Origin of the sequence: Xylophilus ampelinus, from assembly GCF_003217575.1 — a bacterium.
GTDB lineage: Bacteria > Pseudomonadota > Gammaproteobacteria > Burkholderiales > Burkholderiaceae_C > Xylophilus > Xylophilus ampelinus.
Window position 1 is genome coordinate 84203 of the sequence record NZ_QJTC01000005.1, and the last position, 17243, is coordinate 101445.

The 17243-nt window shown below is 59.4% G+C and carries 15 protein-coding genes; all 15 read right to left on the bottom strand.

The window, feature by feature from the left end:
* Positions 1-5: 5 nt before the first annotated feature.
* A complete protein-coding gene (locus DFQ15_RS05410) occupies positions 6-1073 on the bottom strand; it encodes a glycosyltransferase (protein WP_233504288.1) in 1068 nt (355 codons plus the stop codon).
* Positions 1074-1096: 23 nt separating this feature from the next.
* A complete protein-coding gene (locus DFQ15_RS05415) occupies positions 1097-2242 on the bottom strand; it encodes a glycosyltransferase (RefSeq protein WP_110464994.1) in 1146 nt (381 codons plus the stop codon).
* Position 2243: 1 nt separating this feature from the next.
* Positions 2244-3398, bottom strand: a complete 1155-nt coding sequence (locus DFQ15_RS05420; RefSeq protein WP_110464995.1) for a glycosyltransferase — start codon at positions 3396-3398, stop codon at positions 2244-2246.
* Between the two features lie 7 nt (positions 3399-3405).
* Positions 3406-5295, bottom strand: a complete 1890-nt coding sequence (gene asnB, locus DFQ15_RS05425; RefSeq protein WP_110464996.1) for an asparagine synthase (glutamine-hydrolyzing) — start codon at positions 5293-5295, stop codon at positions 3406-3408.
* Between the two features lie 2 nt (positions 5296-5297).
* Positions 5298-6374, bottom strand: coding sequence for a glycosyltransferase (locus DFQ15_RS05430; RefSeq protein ID WP_146228655.1), 1077 nt, complete (start codon positions 6372-6374; stop codon positions 5298-5300).
* Complete coding sequence (locus DFQ15_RS05435) at positions 6371-7234, bottom strand: NAD-dependent epimerase/dehydratase family protein (protein ID WP_110464998.1); 864 nt, start codon at positions 7232-7234, stop codon at positions 6371-6373. The genes DFQ15_RS05430 and DFQ15_RS05435 overlap by 4 nt, the downstream gene beginning before the upstream one ends.
* Positions 7231-8394: a glycosyltransferase family protein gene (locus DFQ15_RS16985; protein ID WP_233504289.1), complete on the bottom strand. Its 1164-nt coding sequence runs from the start codon at positions 8392-8394 to the stop codon at positions 7231-7233. The genes DFQ15_RS05435 and DFQ15_RS16985 overlap by 4 nt, the downstream gene beginning before the upstream one ends.
* Positions 8395-8503: 109 nt before the next feature.
* Positions 8504-10024, bottom strand: coding sequence for a glycosyltransferase (locus tag DFQ15_RS16990; RefSeq protein WP_146228657.1), 1521 nt, complete (start codon positions 10022-10024; stop codon positions 8504-8506).
* Complete coding sequence (gene asnB, locus DFQ15_RS05440) at positions 10017-11906, bottom strand: asparagine synthase (glutamine-hydrolyzing) (protein ID WP_110464999.1); 1890 nt, start codon at positions 11904-11906, stop codon at positions 10017-10019. The genes DFQ15_RS16990 and asnB (DFQ15_RS05440) overlap by 8 nt, the downstream gene beginning before the upstream one ends.
* 10 nt (positions 11907-11916) lie before the next feature.
* The gene (locus tag DFQ15_RS05445; RefSeq protein ID WP_233504291.1) at positions 11917-12918 is read right to left on the bottom strand and encodes an NAD-dependent epimerase/dehydratase family protein; all 1002 of its coding nucleotides are present in this window, start codon (positions 12916-12918) and stop codon (positions 11917-11919) included.
* Between the two features lie 64 nt (positions 12919-12982).
* Positions 12983-14083, bottom strand: coding sequence for a DegT/DnrJ/EryC1/StrS family aminotransferase (locus tag DFQ15_RS05450; protein ID WP_110465000.1), 1101 nt, complete (start codon positions 14081-14083; stop codon positions 12983-12985).
* A 27-nt stretch (positions 14084-14110) separates the two neighbouring features.
* Positions 14111-14686, bottom strand: a complete 576-nt coding sequence (locus DFQ15_RS05455) for an acyltransferase (protein WP_110465041.1) — start codon at positions 14684-14686, stop codon at positions 14111-14113.
* A 29-nt stretch (positions 14687-14715) separates the two neighbouring features.
* Entirely contained in the window at positions 14716-15465 is a 750-nt protein-coding gene (locus DFQ15_RS05460; protein WP_110465001.1) for an ABC transporter ATP-binding protein, read from the bottom strand.
* A gap of 2 nt (positions 15466-15467) precedes the next feature.
* A complete protein-coding gene (locus DFQ15_RS05465; RefSeq protein WP_158529007.1) occupies positions 15468-16283 on the bottom strand; it encodes an ABC transporter permease in 816 nt (271 codons plus the stop codon).
* Positions 16284-16287: 4 nt separating this feature from the next.
* A complete protein-coding gene (locus DFQ15_RS05470) occupies positions 16288-17238 on the bottom strand; it encodes a Gfo/Idh/MocA family oxidoreductase (RefSeq protein ID WP_110465003.1) in 951 nt (316 codons plus the stop codon).
* Positions 17239-17243 lie beyond the last annotated feature (5 nt).

The following is a 17243-nucleotide window of genomic DNA, read 5'->3' on the forward strand; positions in this document are numbered from 1 at the left end:
GGGGCTCAGCGCCCCCTGTCCGTGCCCAGGACGGCGCGCATGCGATCGATGAAAAGCGTCTCGGTGAAACGGTGCGACCGGGCGATGCAGTCCTGGGACATCGGGTCGCCGTGCGCGCTCTCGATGAACGCCACGGCGGCGCGCAGCTGGTCCGCGGTGGGAGGCGAGGGCAGCAGCACGCCCGTGCGGCCCGGCACCACCGTTTCGAGCAGGCCGCCTTCCGCGACCCCGATCACCGGCTTGCCCGCGGCCATGGCCTCGACCGGCGACATGCCGAAATCCTCGTCCACCGGCAGATAGACCACGCAACGCGACCGCCCCACCCATCGCCTTAGGGATTCGTCGGACCGCCACCCGGTGAAGCGGATGTTGGAAGCGCCCGCGGCCATTTTTTTCAGCCGCTCGGCCTCCGGCCCGCCCGACAGCACCACCAGGTCATGCTGCGGCATCTGCAGGAAGGCCTCGACGATCACGTCCACCCGCTTGTTCGGCACCAGCCGCGCGGTGGAGAGGTAGTAGCCCGCATCGCCGAGCGGCTGAAAATGCTGGGTGGCCACAGGCGGGTAGACCACCTGCGCCTCCAGGCCGGTGTATCGCCGCAGGCGTTCCCGGACGTTCTCCGAGTTCACCAGGATCTGGTCCATGCGGCCGATCGCGCCCTCGTACCGGGCCCGGAACCAGCGCACGAACAGCGCATAGACCGGCCGGAGCCAGAAGGGGAAGCCGGCCAGCGTGCCCGCGTACAGGTCGTAGGCGAAGCGGGGAATCGTGTGGCAGTAGTACAGGCGCCGCCCGGACCGCTGCTGGTGGACGGCCAGGGGACTGTAGAAGCCGCTGTAGAGCACCACATCGGCGTCGCGCAGCCGCCGGCTGCGAAACCGGAAGCACCACATGCTCTCCAGAATGCGCGGCATGCAGGTCGACCAGCCCCCGCGCAGCTCGGTCGGCACCACGGAGGATGTAGCCAGCAGCGGCTGTGCGGCGGGATAGCAGCGGCTGACCATGGTCTCGAATTCGGGAAACGCTTCGGCCAGTGTCAGGGTGACCCGCTCCGCGCCACCGGCCACCTGCATGAAGTCGTAGAGCAGGAATTTCTTCATGCCAGCAACCCTTCCAGGCGCTGACGCATGATGTTCGCCCGCGCGCCCCAGCTATGTTCACGGACGAAAGACAGGGCTAACGCGCGCGGGCGGGACAGCGCCTGGTCGCGCGCGCGGACCACGGCATCGGCAAAGTCCGCCGCGCCGTTGCCGTAGCAGGCCAGCGGTCCCATGCCCGTCCGCAGGGCGCCCAGGTCGGTGCTGGCGACACCCAGCCCCGCCGCGATGTATTCGTAAAACTTCAAGGGGCGTTCCACATACTGCATCCGGCCTTCGGCATCGCGGAACGGAATCAGGCCGACCGCGTGCCGCTGCAGCACCGCAGGCAGATCGGCCCGCGCGACGCGGCCGCGCCACCGCAGATTCGCGGGCCAGTGGGCGACATCCGGATCGCCGGGCGCATGGATGTCGAACGTCCAGTCGGGCAGCAGCCGCGCGCACTGGCACAGCAGATCGATATCCAGCCAGGCGGTCAAACCGCCGACGTAGACGGCACTGCGCGGTGCGCGTGGCGCGGTAGCCTCCTGCGGCTCAGCGGGCGCCGACAACGCGATCTCCACCCCATTCGGTACGCAGGCCACCACCGCCCGCGCAGACAAGCCGCGCGCATAGCCCGCCAGCGCCTCGGACACCGCCCACACCTCGTCGAAAGCGGCGCTGCCCACCCTAGTCTCCAGCGCCTCGACCAGCACCGGATGGAGATCCTGCGCGAAACCGCGTGGCCAGTCGTTCAGCCGGCAAACGGTCGCACGCGCCGAGAGGTGGTCGACCAGCAGCAGGTTGGGCGCCACGTCGGCGATGCAGGCATCGAAGCGCGCGGTTCGCAGTTCGGCAGGCAGAAAGCGGCCGTACGCCTGCAACTGCCAGTGCCAGCGCAGGAAAAGTCTGTGGGCCGGGAAGGGCGCGCGCACCGTCCACTCCGTCAGGCCCGGCGCGACCGGGACGGCCCGGGCCCGCGTGCCGGCCCAGGCGCGGGTGAGCCGGGCATGGCGCTGTCGGCCGATCAGGTCCACCGGCGACGACAGCGTGGGCAGATAGTCGACCGACCAGCCCGCTGCCGCCAGCGCCTCGGCCACATGCTGCGAACCGACCTTCGTGCCGCCGTCGATGAAGGACTGGGTGCCCAGGACGATGGCGCGCATCTCAGGCACCCCGCTTCGCGCCGGCGAGCACGGTCGCCACCTCCGCCTGCAGCCACGCGCGCGTCGCCGCCGCGTTGAACTGCCGGCTGGCACGGTCGGACGCCTGTTTCATGGCATCGATGTCGGCCGTGCTGAGCGCATTGAGAAGGGCTGCCAGATCGGCCGGCTCGAAGCTCGGGCTCACGACGCCGCACCCATGACGCTCCACCAGCGCCTGCATTTCGGGCGACGGACCGATTGCAATCGCCAGCCGCGCCTGCATGAACTCGAAGAACTTGTTCGGCAGCGCATGCAGGTAGTTGAAATTGGTCGGCGGCAGCAGAAACAGTCCGATGTCGTAGCCGTTGGTATGCGCGGCGATATCGGCCATGGCGACCGGCGGAATGAACCGGATGCGCGCATCGCCCGTAGCCCGCTGGCGCAGGGCGGCCATCGTGGCCGGATCGTGCTCCACCAGCATCAAATCCAGCTGGAACCGCTCGTCCAGGTGGGGCACCAGGTCGATCATGATCTCGATCCGGCGCGAGGCGATCGCGGCTCCGTGGTGGACCAGGCGGATGCGGCCGGGCTGCACCGGCCGCACAGGAAGATCCACCGGCTCGGGGCAGTTGGGCATCACGGCCACCGGTACGCCGTAGCGGGCCGTGTATTCGCGGGCGATGCCATCGCACACGGTGCTCATCCGCGCCACCCGCGGCAGATCGCGGCGGCAGATCGCATCGAAGAACGGGCCGAGCAAGCACCGCCAGGCGAGGCGGTCCTCGAACTCGCGCGGTGCGTACTCGTGGGCGTCGAGCCACACAGGCGCGCCTTTCGCCAACCGCAGTGCGGCAGGCAGCACCCACACGTCGTTCGCCAGTACCAGGTCGAACGGGTGGGAGGGCAGAGCGGCCGCCGCGGCCAGCAGCGCCTGCACCTGGGCGTGGCCCCAGTAGTACCGCTGGTACCGTCTGGTGGCCAGAAGGGCCGCGTTCCGCAGGGTGTGCCATGCGGCCTGGCGGCCGGTGGCCACCGGCACGAAGCGGGCTACACCGCCCGGCGCCGGCCCGAAACCCAGCACATGCAGCTCGTGGTGCTCGCCCAGCGCGCCGATCTGGCGCATGACGCGCGGATCGGATGCGATCGGTGACAGCGACAGCAGAAGAATGCGGGCCATCGCCGCCTCAGCCCGAAAAATGCCGGGCGTGCCAGCGGGTGAAGTTGACCCAGCGCCATACCTGCCAACTGAAAGGTTTCTGGCCCGCCACCACCTGGTCGAAAGAAGTGAGTAAGGCTTGCTGCCGCAGGAAGGGCAGGCGCAGCGGATGCCGGAGCCACTGCCGAATCTGCGGCGCCATCTGCAACAGCCATGCATGCTCGGGGGTCGCGAAGCCGATCTTGTCGCGCCGGTCGAGCACCTCTGGCGGCACCAGGCCGCGCATCGCCCGGCGCAGCAGATGCTTTGTTTCGCCGTTGGCCGCCACCAGATACTCCTCCGGCAGCGTCAGCAAAAAGTCGGCCATGGCCGTCGTCAGAAAAGGCACCCGGCTCTCCACCGAGAAACGCATCGAGTTGCGGTCGCCATGGCGCAGCAGCCCCTGCAGCCCCAGCCCCTGGAGCGAGCGCGCCAGCTCGGCTGGCAGGCGACGGCCACGTGCCGTCATGTCGGGCAGAGGCCGGGGGAATCGGAGCGCCACGCCCGCGTCTTTCAGCACGCCCCCATCCAGCCAGGGCGGGCAGGCGTCGGATCCGTTCATGCGCCGCAGCGCCTGGTAGGCGGCATCGCCGGTGTACTCGGCCACCGCGGCCTTCAAACCGTCGATGCCGGCCCGGCCCGGCCACCGGCCCCATTGGCGCAGGAACGCCACCGCATCCAGTACCCGCCCCTGGTCCAGCAGGCTTTTCACCCGCGGGCCGGGATAGCCCACGTAGCCGCCGCACAGCTCGTCGGCCCCCTGCCCGTCGAGCGTGACCGTCACGCCATGCTCGCGGGCGAGCCGGAAGACCCGGTACTGGGCATAGATGCTGGTGCTGCCGAAGGGCTCACCCTGCGCCGCGATCATGTCGTCGAGGTCGGCCGCCAACTCTTGCGGCGTGATGCCGAGCTTGTGCGCCTGCGCCCCCACATGCGCATTCATCCGGTTCACCCACTGCTCTTCCGACACCGCGCTACCCGACGCGATGAAGCTGAAGGTATGGATCGGCGCATCGGGCTCCAGTTGGCGCATGCAGCCCACGATCGCGGACGAATCCAGCCCGCCCGACAGCGCCGCGCCCAGCGGAACATCGCTGCGCAGATGCAGGCGCACGCTGTCGAGCATGCGTGTGCGCAAGCCCTCTGCCGCATCGTCCAGCGTCAGGCGCTGAACGGGGGCGATCGTGGGCTTCCACCAGACGTGCAGGTCGAAACAGTGTCCGCCGAGGTCGTAGGTGAAGCGGTGGCCGGGCGGCAGTGCGCGGATGTCCTCGAAGAAAGTCCGCTCGCCGGCGTCGTAATGGCCGTGTGCCAGGTAGTCGTAGGAAACCTGCCAGTCCAGCCTGGGCGTGCTGGCGCGCAGGGCCTGCACCGCCGGAATCTCGGAGGCGAAGCAGAACCCCGCATCCGCCGCATGGTGGTAGTAGAGGGGTTTGATCCCGAACGCGTCCCGGGCGCCGTGCAGCGTGTGGGTGGCGCGGTCGAACAGGACGAATGCGAACATGCCGGTGAAGCGGGGCAGGGCGGCTGCGCCCCACTGGTCCCAGGCCTGCAGCAGCACCTCGGTGTCGGAGGCGGAACGGAATATTCGGCCCAGGGACTGCAGTTCGGCACGCAACTCAAAGTAGTTGTATATTTCGCCGTTGAAGACCAGCAGGTAGCGGCCGTCGGCGCTGGGCATGGGCTGGTGGGCGGCGGGGGTGAGGTCGATGACGCTGAGGCGGGTATGGCCGAAATGCAGCTGCCCATCGTCCAACGACACGCTCGACACACCCTGATCGTCCGGCCCGCGGCGCCCTAGCTGCGAGAGGCCCAGCCTGAGCTTGGCCTCTATGTTGTCGATACGCCCAGCGCCATATAAACCGAGAATGCCGCACATGCTCAATTCGCCTTCAAGGCTTCTTCGTACTGGGCCACGGTCAGCGAAGCAACATGAACGGGGTTATGCCACTTGCGGGCGTATTCGAAGCAGCCTTGCGCGTGCGCGGCGAGCTTTGCAGGCGACTCCAGCAGTCCTTCAAGAACCGCTTCGATCGTGTCCGGGTCGGCCTGGATGACCGCTTGCAGAAGTTCTTCACGCATCGGCTCGGGCACCGCTTGTGCATCACGCGCGTCGATACGCACGATAACGGGCTTTCCCAGCATCATGGTTTCGACGGCAAAAGCCCCATACCAGCCGATCAGCAGCTGATCCACCACGACATCCGCGCCATTGTAGATTTCAAGCGCCTCTCCATGCGACTTTCCCTCGACCAGAACGAGCTCGATGGCATCGGGATGCCGCTTGTCTATGCGCTCCACCGCCTTCAGAAGAAAAGCGGTGCCCTTGATTTCGCGGTTGGTGGGTGCATGCGCGATACGCAGGCGGCGTCCGGTCTCGCGTCGCTGCGGCCTTGCCGTTTCAACCAAAGGCACGGCATAGGGAAGGAATCCAGAGCGCCGGCTCGGCAAGAAGGCGAGCAGATCGGGGTTCAATGCCCAGAGGTGCTGGGCATGGCGTTCCATCTTGACGATTCCGTCCTCGCGGCTGCGATCGAGACCCGGCCCGCAATCCTGCACGACGCAATGCGCACAAGCGCTGACGCCACCCCTGGCCAGCGTAGGCAATTTCTGGCGCGCATCGCACCCGTTGTAAGTCACGAACAAAGCGGCGCGTTCAGGATAGAAAGGCAGCTCGAGGTGATGAAGATGGACCCCGCGCATGGTGAACAACGACGAGCCCCAGTTGAAATGAAACACGTCATAGCGGGCTCTCACGGACAAGAACGCTTTGAGCAGCAGGTACCACCGTCCCACGGCAGTCCTTGAACTGCCGAGGTCGACGATCGAATCCGCCGGGTAGTCCAAATAGGATGTATGCGTCACCAAGGTATCGCTATGCACGCCCAATGCCCGCTCTCCCCTGGAAAGAGCCCAGGCATTGTTGCCGATGGAAGTGGGAAGATGAAGCACCCTCATTGCGAGGCTTCTAGCACCTTCTGAATGCCCTTTTTGAACGTGGTCAGCGAAGTGGTGTAGTGAGAGCGAAACAGGGACACGTCGCCGATCAGATCGCCTGTCCGCACACGGTCGTTCACCGCCACCTTAGGCGAAATACCCACCACTTCGCCGATGATTTCCACCATCTGTCGGATCGAAAGCATTTCATCACCTGCGAAATTCATGACCGGCAAGCCGCGAAGCCCTGCCACCGTTTCGATGGCCCGCACGGCGTCGTCGATATAGATGGGATTCGTTCTCATACCGCCCGGTTCGGATTCATCTGGAGAGGGCTGGCGATCGACGGTCACGGTCTCACCACGTATCACGCGCGCGACGAGATTGGGGATGAGCTTGTCCGTTTGGTTAGGCCCATAAACACCAAAGATCCTGAGGCACGTCAGGTCCATTCCAGTGGCGGCCAGGCGCACACCTTCTTCGCCCAGTATTTTCGAGAGCGGGTACCAGCTCCTGCGCTCCAGCGGAGAATCCTCTTTGAACGGATCGAAGGACGCTCGGTAAACATTTCCAGTCGATGCGTAAATGAACTTGGAAACGTTCGAAGCCTGCGCGGTGATCGCAGCCTGCACTGCACTGACGCAGTTGACCGAAACTAAGTGGGAGGCCCGCTGTGGCAACTGCCGGTAGAAGGGTGACTGGGCGAGATACACCACCACATCGATCCCTACCAGATCCAGCTTGCCCAACAGTCCGGTCACTGGGTCGATTCCCCCTGGACGAGAGGAACTGACCGCTTCGACAGAGTGCTCTTGCCTTACCAAATGCTCGCAAAGAAACCGGCCCACATACCCGCCAGCGCCAATGACACAATATCTCATTTAGACACTCCAAGCTCCGTGTATGCCGTGTCCAAGCGTTTGGCAAAAGCATCCATGGAATAATGTTTTTCAATAAAATTGCGTCCCTGCCGTCCTCGATCAAGCCGCTCCGATCGGCTCGCCTTCACCCATTTTCGAAGCACTGCCTTGATATCATCAGGACTGGCATTGATGATGGGGGAGCTTTTTACATCAATGAGATACCGAGCCGGGTCGCGAATAAAACATACGACCGGCTTGCTCATTGCCATGGCCTCTAGAGCGAAAAACCCATGAAAACCCACCATGACTTGGTCGACAATAATATCCGCTGTCTGATAGATCTTGAGGGCGTGCTCATTGGGAATCCTTTCAACCAAAACGAGCTCTACAGCCAGTCCTTCAGCAGATAATTCCGATACCGCCGCTTCTATAAATCTTGTTCCCTTGAACATCCGATGATTGGGAGCATGTACAATCCGCACTGCCGACGGACTGGGCGGCGTAGCAGGATGAACGGCTTTATATTTTTTATCTTTTACGTCCAGCGGCCAAAAATATAGTGTATTCACACTCCCTGGCGTATATTCAATCATGTCTCCCATGGAGAAAATCGCAGTGCACTTATTTCTAGCATATTCATAGCGGGGCTTGAACAAGTCCTCATCGCAGATGCATGCTGAATTTTGGGCGGTGCAATCCGTGCAGCAATTGGGATCCCCTAGCGACCTGGTAACGCGCTGCGTTCGGCAGTCGCCGCCGTAGGTCCATGCGAAAATATCTATCCCCATAAAATTATAGGCAAAAAGCTCCAGTTTGTTGAAGGATCGCATCCTGGCGTTCGGCAAGATGCCGCCGTCCAAATAAATATGGGCACGATCTGCGAGCAAGCAAATAAGCAGAAAAGCAACGTACCGGTACTGCGTGTTGAAAATACGGCCTAGAGGAAATCGCTGAAGATCGAAATCGAATTTATTGGTAATGAAGTACGTATGTGAAACTACCGAATAAGATCTGGCGCCTGTCAACCTCTCCGACTTGGCATTGATCGCCATGTTCAGAATGGGCGCGCCCGTCCAAATACTCACCGGCGCCCGGCCCCATGCCCACTTCAGCGGCACTCTCGCCACCGCAACCAAAGGCAGGACCAAAATAGACATACAATTGAGGAAAGAAATCATTCCCCCGCGAAATATATGCATCAGCTACCTAAAAATCTACAGCGGGACAAGCGAATCATGGCCATAGGGCAGTCTGCTGTCAGAAGAAAAATAATTTCCATGGTGAATCCTAAGCAGCGACTTCCTTGATCAATTTTATGAGACGCTTGGCGATAACCTCATTTGAATGATGTTGCAGGTACCATTCCCGAGACTCACACTCCACGCGGTTCCGATAGGATATATCACCCGATAGTTGTTCGAGACGATCGGCAACGTCAAGATGCGATTCGATGCTGATCAGTGGCGGAACGACGTCGAAGCACACCTTGTGGGGTTCGGGGTCAATATGGCACAAGGTGGCCTTTCCGCACATCAACGATTTGGCTGCTAAGCTTCCGAAAGCACCTACGCCAATCTGGTCCACGACCACGTGGGACAGACGTATCATCTCGATCATGTGCTGATTGGGCAAAACTGGTATCCATACGACAGCTTCTTCAATACCCAGCTTTTTTATCAGTCGCCGACTGTGCTCTATCGTCAAGCCCCATTCGGTAAGAACTAAAACTGTTTTGACACTGGCTGTTTTTCTGAATTTGGCGAAGCCTGCAATGATTTTGTCGTTACCCTTTTCCCAGCTAGGATCACGATGTCGATCCCAATGGTGCCTGGCTGGATGAAAAACGATAAAGTCTTGCCCATGAAGTCGCTCGGTGCAGCTAGGCGGAAGCACCACTTTTTGAATCTCTTCATTGATCGGATGAGGAATGAAGCGATAATCTTTCAAACGAAGTGTTTTTGCAGCCTTGACGTTGTCGCAATTCGTGATAATAACTTTATCAGCGGATTTATAGACCGCCTTGCAGATTCGACCCAACGCGTCGTCGACAAATGGTATTTTCCTGATCGTTCCGTGTTCAAACGCGATGTATTTTTTATTGCATATGAGCGGATAAATTCCATCGATTGAATATCCAATGACGGCATCGTATTTTCTGAAAACCCGTTCCCACAGATTTTGATGGAAAAAATAAGGTACAGACTCCGAGCGCCTCAGATTGGCTTTCGTCCGTGCGTTGATCAGATCCAGAGTGGCGCGTATTTTTGCAAAACGGTCCCCGCCATTTTTCTTCAGCAAAGATTCGGCATAAAAATGCACTCGGCACATGACATGCAAGATCGGCACCGAAATTTTGGTGAGCAGGGTGGCCAGCGTTTTTTGCCTGGGTCCAAAAACCTTAGTCCATGCATCCGTTAAAAGAAGTTCGAGCGTTCCTCCGAATGCGTGGCTATGGGCTGTTCCAACGATGCGCGAAAAGCGTCCCGCCTTTTGTTCTGGCGCCAGCGCATCCCCCGCCAGTTCGGCCAGAATTGTACCCAAGGAACCTGAATGAAACCAATTCGGCCGTCGGAAACCATTCAGATTCAGATTATCCCAAGCTGGATTGAAGTGGTCAATTCCTTCAAAGTCAAATACAGCATCCTCCCACTCGGGGGTGCCCATGATATGATAATAGTCTGCGCAGACAACATCCGACCCGACACCGTGCCTGAGAAGTAACTTGGCGTTGAGATACGCATTGTTTGCAATATTGCCAATATGCAATACGCTATAAGCCCTCTCTTCGGAAGGTAAATTTTTATTCATTTTTTATAAATTGATTAATCATGGATTCCAGACTAATCAGGGACCAGATCTGCAGACGGTGGTTCATCTCTCCACTGCCGTGCTGCCGAACGATTTCACTTATATAGTCGCGGTTCAAATACTGATGCGTCAGCGCATTTGTATTGAGCAAGGTGCGCTTCACGTAGTCAATACTCTCACCTTTGAACCAACTGGCGTCAGGAGCGGAAAACCCCTGTTTCTCCCGGTCTGTAATCACTGCGGGCAACAACCGCTGCATCACCTGCCGCAACAGAAGTTTGCCGTCCTTGGTTTTTTGAAAATATTTGGCGGTTTTAGCCCCCGGTTCATTTTCATTCAGCTTCACCACCTCACCCAGATTTCCTAGCTTCATCCGGGCGGGAAGCTGCATTGAAAAGTTTACGAGATCATTATCCAAGAATGGGACGCGTGTCTCGATGCCGTGGGCCATGCTCAGTTTGTCTTCGACCACCAGCAGGCCATGGAGGAAAGTCTTGGCTTCGAAATACAAGGAGTGATTGATATAGTCTTCGGGTCGGCCAATATTCTTGGGCCGCTGATGGAAGACAGACTTGAACAGGTCCCTCGAATCGATGTGCTGAACCTCTTCCCAGACAGGAGCCAAGGCGTCGGACATTCTGCCTTGGGGAATCAAGCGCTGCCAGAACGCGTGGTATTTATCTATATAGTGGTCGAAGTCATTATTGACCACGGCCCGGTAGTATCGCCATGGGTAGCCGCCGAAAAGCTCGTCCCCACCGGCACCAGATAAGACGACTTTAACGAACTTGCTGGCCAGTTGAGCGGCGTAATAATTGGGATAACTTTGGCCGACGCGTGGTTCCTCGATATGCCACGCCAACTTTGGCATCACCCGCTCCATATCTCCCGCCTTGAGCACCATTTCGTAATGCTCGGTTTTGAAGAGATAAGACATGTACTCGGCTGTGGGCCGTTCGTCAAACCCCAGTTCAATCCCTGATGCGGAATTCAGATCGAACCCGCAGGTGAAGGTTTTCATATACGGAATCTGTTGTGCGGCAACGGCCGTAATGGACCCGCTGTCCATCCCGCCACTCAAATAGGCTCCAATACCCACATCGCTTACCAACTGACGAGAGACAGCTTGCACGAACAGCCTATCCAACTCCTCCGCATATTCCTCTTTTTTTCTCGGGGATTCAGGCTCGATAAACTGGTAGTCCCAATAACGGGTAAACCGGGCTTCAACGGATCCGGAATGGGTACTCTTTACTGTCGCAAATGTGCCTGCAGGAAACAGGCTGATGCCGCTGAAAATGGTTCTATCGGCCAGAAAGTTCTGAAAGCTCAAGTATTCGAAGAGCCCGATAGGGTCAACCTTCGGATCCACCACGCCATGGGCAAAAAGGGCCTTTATTTCAGAGCCAAAAACAAATGATTTTCCGGAGTTGTGATAATAAAGCGGCTTGACTCCGTAACGATCGCGCGCAAGCGTCAAGGTCTTTTCAGCATTGTCCCAGATTGCCAAAGCGAACATACCGTTGAGGCGCTCGAAGCATTTCACACCCCATTCCACAAAGGCATAAAGCAGGACTTCCGTATCGCTATGCGTCCGGAATTGGCGCCCCCGACTCTCCAATTCCATGCGGATTTCTTTGAAATTGTAAATTTCCCCGTTGTAGGTAATGACATACCGGCCGTCCTCCGATGCTTTGGGCTGATGCCCCCCGGGCGAAAGATCGATGATTGCGAGGCGTCGGTGGCCCAGTGCCAAAGCCTCATGAACGTAGCTTCCTTCGCCATCTGGGCCCCGGTGTGCAATCGCATCGGTCATGCGTTTGATGACCACGGCAGAAGCTGGATATTGGTCCGTGTTGTAGTAACCCGCGATGCCGCACACTTTGACTACCTCAGAGGCCGACGGAAGCGCGACGAGCAGCCACCTCCGCCTTGTGGGAGGCGCGCCAATCGATCAGCTTACGCAAGCCTTCGTCGAGATCAATCTCGGCATTGAATTGAATCTCTGCACGCGCTTTTGTGGAGCTTCCAATGCGATTGCGTACCAAGGTGGCCTGGCTGCGAGGTGCGTAGGTGATTTCCTTGTTACAGCCGGTGATGCGCAAAAGCTTTTCAGCCAACTCTTTCAGTGAGGTACGTTTGCCGGTACCGACGTTGTAGAACGCGTCCGTTGCGTCGGCTTTCATGGCACAGACATTCGCCAGAGCGCAGTCCTCGACTGCAACAAAGTCAAACGCTTCGGATCCATCGCCCATAATGGTGGGGCTTTTGCCACTGTCGATGGCATCGAGCATTTTCATGATCACGGCAATATAAGCGCCATGGTAGTCCTGGCGTGGTCCGTACACATTCATGTAACGAAGCCCAACATAATCCAGTCCATACCGATGGTGGTAAGCGCGCAAAAATGCTTCGCCTGCAATTTTGGTGGCACCGTAAAAGTTCTTGTTATTGAATGGATGGTCTTCCGTCATAGGCTCTTCCACGGCATCGCCGTAGACGGAGGCTGAAGAGGAGTAAACCAGGCGCTTCACCCCATTGCGGACGCACGCGTCCATGACGTTGAAAGTTCCTCGAACATTAGTTTCGAAGGCAGTCCGGGGATATTCATGGCATTGCAAAAGCCAGAGCGCGGCAAGATGGAAGACCCCATCAACCCCCTTGAGAGCGGCATCCAATATATCCGCCTGGAGAATATCGCCCCCCGCTTCGAAGATTTTCACCCGCGTATCCCGAAGTGAATCCGCCAAATTCTCCATGCGGCCCCGAACGAAGTTGTCGTAGATCACCACTTCCGCCACGTCTTCTTTCAAGAGCCGGTCAACGGTATGAGACCCGATCAAGCCGCCACCACCGATAACAACAAAGCGTTTATCTTTAATATCCATGGTCATTTTCCCTTGTAATTGATTGGACCTGCGAGCAGGCTTTGGCGTACCGTAAATCCTGACGAAGGAATCAGGCAGAGGAATCGTTATAAAACTGTTGGATAGCTTGAGCCACTATGGCCTGATCCGAGTCACTGAGGTAAGGGCCCATGGGAAGGCTCAAAACCTCATTTGCGAGCCGGTCGCCAACGGGGAGTTGCTTACCACCATCTTCCACTGCTGGCTGCTTGTTCAGAGGCAGTGGATAATGCACCGTGGTAGGTATCTCGAACTTTTTCAGGGCCTGCTGTAGTTCGGCGCGATGAGTCGATCGAATCGTGTACTGGGCCCATGCACTCCGATTTCCAACTTCTACCGAAGGGCACACAATCTGATGCACCGGGAGCAAGTGATTTGCGAATTGCTGCGCCACCGTTTGGCGTCTCGCAATCTCTTCGTCGAATACCACGAGCTTTCCTAGAAGAACTGCCGCCTGCAAAGTATCCAGCCGACTGTTGACTCCTACCCGAACGTGGTAATACCGGCGCTCTTGTCCATGGCGTGCAATTTGACGCATGACCCGCGCCAGCTCCTCGTCATTGGTGAAGATGGCCCCACCGTCCCCATAGCACCCTAAGGGCTTGCTCGGAAAAAAGCTTGCACAGGCGATGGTCGTGAGGTTGCAGCTTTTGCGCCCCCGGTAAGTGGCACCGAAGCTCTGCGCCGCATCCTCGATCACCGGGATGCCGTGCCGCGCGGCGATCGCATTGATCGCATCGAAGTCCGCGCATTGTCCATACAGGCTGACCGGGATGATGGCCTTGGTGCGGGGCGTGATGGCCGCCTCGAGCAGTGCGGGATCCAGGTTGTAGGTGATCGGTGAAACGTCCACGTACACAGGCTTCGCACCGAGCAATGCCACGGTTTCAGCAGTTGCGATGTAGGTGAAGCCAGGCGTGATGACTTCGTCTCCGGGTCCGATACCCAATGCCATCTGCGCGATCTGGAGTGCGTCGGTGCCGTTGGCGACCGTGATGCAGTACCAGGCGCCGGTGTACGCGGCAAGCTGCTCTTCCAGTTCGTGCACCTCCGGGCCCAGGATATACTGCCCATGGTCCAGCACCCTCTGGATGCGGGCGTCGATATCTGATTTGAGCCGCTGGTATTGGGCCTTGAGGTCGGTAAATTCCATATCAGATTCCGTCACGAATACAGTCCGTCATACCCGTTGCAAGCTGTCGCCCACCAGACGATAGGTGGCACCGTTTTGGGGGCATTGCGCTTCTGCTTCACCCCTCAGCGGCAAGTCGAGACGGTCGCCGTGCTCGCTCATCCATCCGATCTGCCGCGCGGGCACCCCCGCGACCAGTGCGTAGGGTTTCACATCGCGATTTACCACGGCACCGGCGCCCACGAAAGCATGCGCACCGACCGTTGTGCCGCACACCACGGTGGCGTTGGCGCCGAGCGTCGCACCCCGGCACACCCGCGTGGGCCGGTATTCGTCCTTCCGCGCAACGCTGCTGCGCGGGTTGTACACATTGGTGAACACCACGCTCGGTCCGCAGAACACATCGTCCTCCAGCGTGACGGCATCGTAGACGCTGACATTGTTCTGGACCTTGACGTTGTCGCCGATGACCACGTCGTTGCCCACGTAGACGTTCTGCCCGAAAGAGCAGGCCTTGCCGATCCGTGCGCCGGCACAGATATGGACCCAGTGCCAGATGCGCGTGCCTGCTCCGATCTGTGCGCCAGCGTCGACGATAGCCGTGGGATGTGCGGTGTAGGGTATGGCGCTCATGCTGAGGAATGGACGGTGAATCAACTTGCGTGGTAGGCCGCCAGACAATCGTCGATACGTCCCTGCATGCAGATCTGCCCTTCGTTGAGCCAGATGCCCTGGTTGCAGAAGGTCTTGAGGATCGGATCGCTGTGCGAGGCCAGAACCAGAATCTTGACGCGGCTCATCATGTTTTCGAGCCGGATGCGGGCTTTGTCGATGAACTGCGCATCGCCGACGCCGATCATCTCGTCCATCAGCAAGATGTCGGGTGCCACCGCGGTCGATACCGCGAACGCCAGCCGCAGCATCATTCCGGAGGAGTAGGTGCGAACCGGCAGGTGAAGATAGTCCCCCAGCTCTGTGAAATCCTCGATATCGGGGACCAGGGCCTTTGCTTCGCGGCTGCCGATGCCCATGACCACGCAGCGCGTGGCCACGAACTCGTATCCGCTGGCGTCCGGATCCATGCCCAGCATGAGGTCTATCAACGAGGAGATGTCTCCCGAGGAGCGCATGACACCGGACGTAGGCTCATACACACTCGATAGAACGCGAAGCATCGTGGACTTGCCAGCGCCGTTCCTTCCGACGAGGCCCACACGGTCACCGTCTTTCAGCGAAAGCGTGATGTCGCGCAATGCCCGTACGGCAAGTGCCCTACGGCCAATGTTTTCAATGCGGCCCCGATGGCCTTGTGCCTTGCCCATCAGTGTATTGAGCAATCCACGCGAGCGGGAGGAATACAGCGGGAAATCGACGTTGACCCTGTCCAGTTCGATGCTTGCCATGGTCAAAGCCAATAGACGAGCCTGCGGCGGCTCTGCAGGAAAATGGTGAAGAAGGCGATCAGCAACACGAGGAAAGTGCCGCAGGCCATCAGATAGCTGTACAGGTTCACCGACTGCCCCAATACGGGCGCGCGCACCAGATCGAGAAAAGCGGCCAACGGGTTGATGTGGACGATCAACTGCGCCCGCTCGCTGAGTTGCGAGGGTTGCCACATCACGGGTGTCAGGAACATGGCGATCTGCATCAAGCTGGTCACGATCATCGGTATGTCCCGGAACCTAGCGCAAAGTGCGCCCAGGATGCACGACACCAGCGCAGCACAGACCATGGTGAACGCAAGACCCAGCACGAACGGCACCAGCCGGACGTCGCCCAGGCGGCCGAAGGCCAAAAGCACCAGCACCGCGATCGGGATGTTGTGTCCCATCATGAGCAGGTTGCGCCAGATGACGCGCAGACCGAACGCCGTTTTGGGGTAGGGCGTTTGTTTGAGAAAGGCGCTGGAGGCGATGAACGTCTGGCAGCTGTCCGATATGGACTGCGACAGGAACAAGAACAGCACATGGCTGACGCAGAAGAACGGCAGGTACGTCTGCACGTCGATCTTGAACACCTGCGATCCGATCAGGCCGAAAGCGCCGATGAAGATCGCCGTGTTGACCGAGATCCATACTGGTCCCAGGAACGACCTGCGGTATTGCTTGAGGATGTCCTCCAGGCCGAGATGCAACCAGAAGCGCCACAGCTTGAGCGCTCCGCACACGTCGGTGATCAGTAACTGAAATTGAGAAAGCGGCTTGAGCCCGGACATTTCCATGCCGTCAGCGTCCTGCCTCGCGCACGAACGGATGCACCCGATCCCCCGCATCCACCGCGATCGGAGCCTGCCGGATAACGTCGACCGTCTCGATGCAGTGCCGCGCGTCTTCCAGGCTGTACCCCCGGCCCGCCAGGATCTCGCGGTAGCTGGTGGTATGCAGGTCGGTGAAGCCTTCGGAGAACTCCAGCTGCTCGCCGCTGACATCGATGTTGCGGTAGGTGGGCTTTTGGCCTTTCACCTCGGCTGGCAGGTCGTCGGCGTCGATGGAGAGAAACCAGCGCACCCGGGCGCGTTCGTATTCCAGGTAGCCGGCGGCCTTGGTCTCTTCGCGCAGGTGGACGCGGTTGTCCTGCAGCTTACCGAAGATGAAGTGCAGCATGTCGAAGAAATGCACCCCGATGTTGGTCGCCACGCCGAACGACTTGCGGGGGTCGCCCTTCCAGCTCTCCAGGTACCACTTGCCGCGCGAGGTGATGTAGGTCAGCTCCACTTCGAACTTGGTGTCCGCCGGCGCAGCGGCCACCTTATCTTTGAGCCGCAGGATCGCATCGTGGTGGCGCAGTTGCAGGATGTTGAAGACACGCTTGCCGGTTTCCTGCTCGATCAATGCCAGCTCGTCGAGCAGCGTGGGCGTGGGCACCAGGGGCTTCTCGCAGATCACGTCGCAGCCCAGGCGCAGGCCGGCGGCGATGTGGGCGTGGTGCAGGTAGTTGGGCGAGCAGACCACCGCATAGTCGAGCGCGGTGGCGGGCGAGCGGCGCAGGCGGTGCGCATGCTCCAGAAAGCGCTCGAATTCGGTGAAGAACTCGCTCTGAGGCGAAATGCTGTCGATGATGCCGACAGAGTCGTTGATGTCGTAGGCCACCGACAGCTGGTGGCCCAGGTCCTTGATAGCGCGCATGTGCCGCGGCGCGATATAGCCGGCGGCACCGATGAGGGCGAAATTGGTCATGGCAG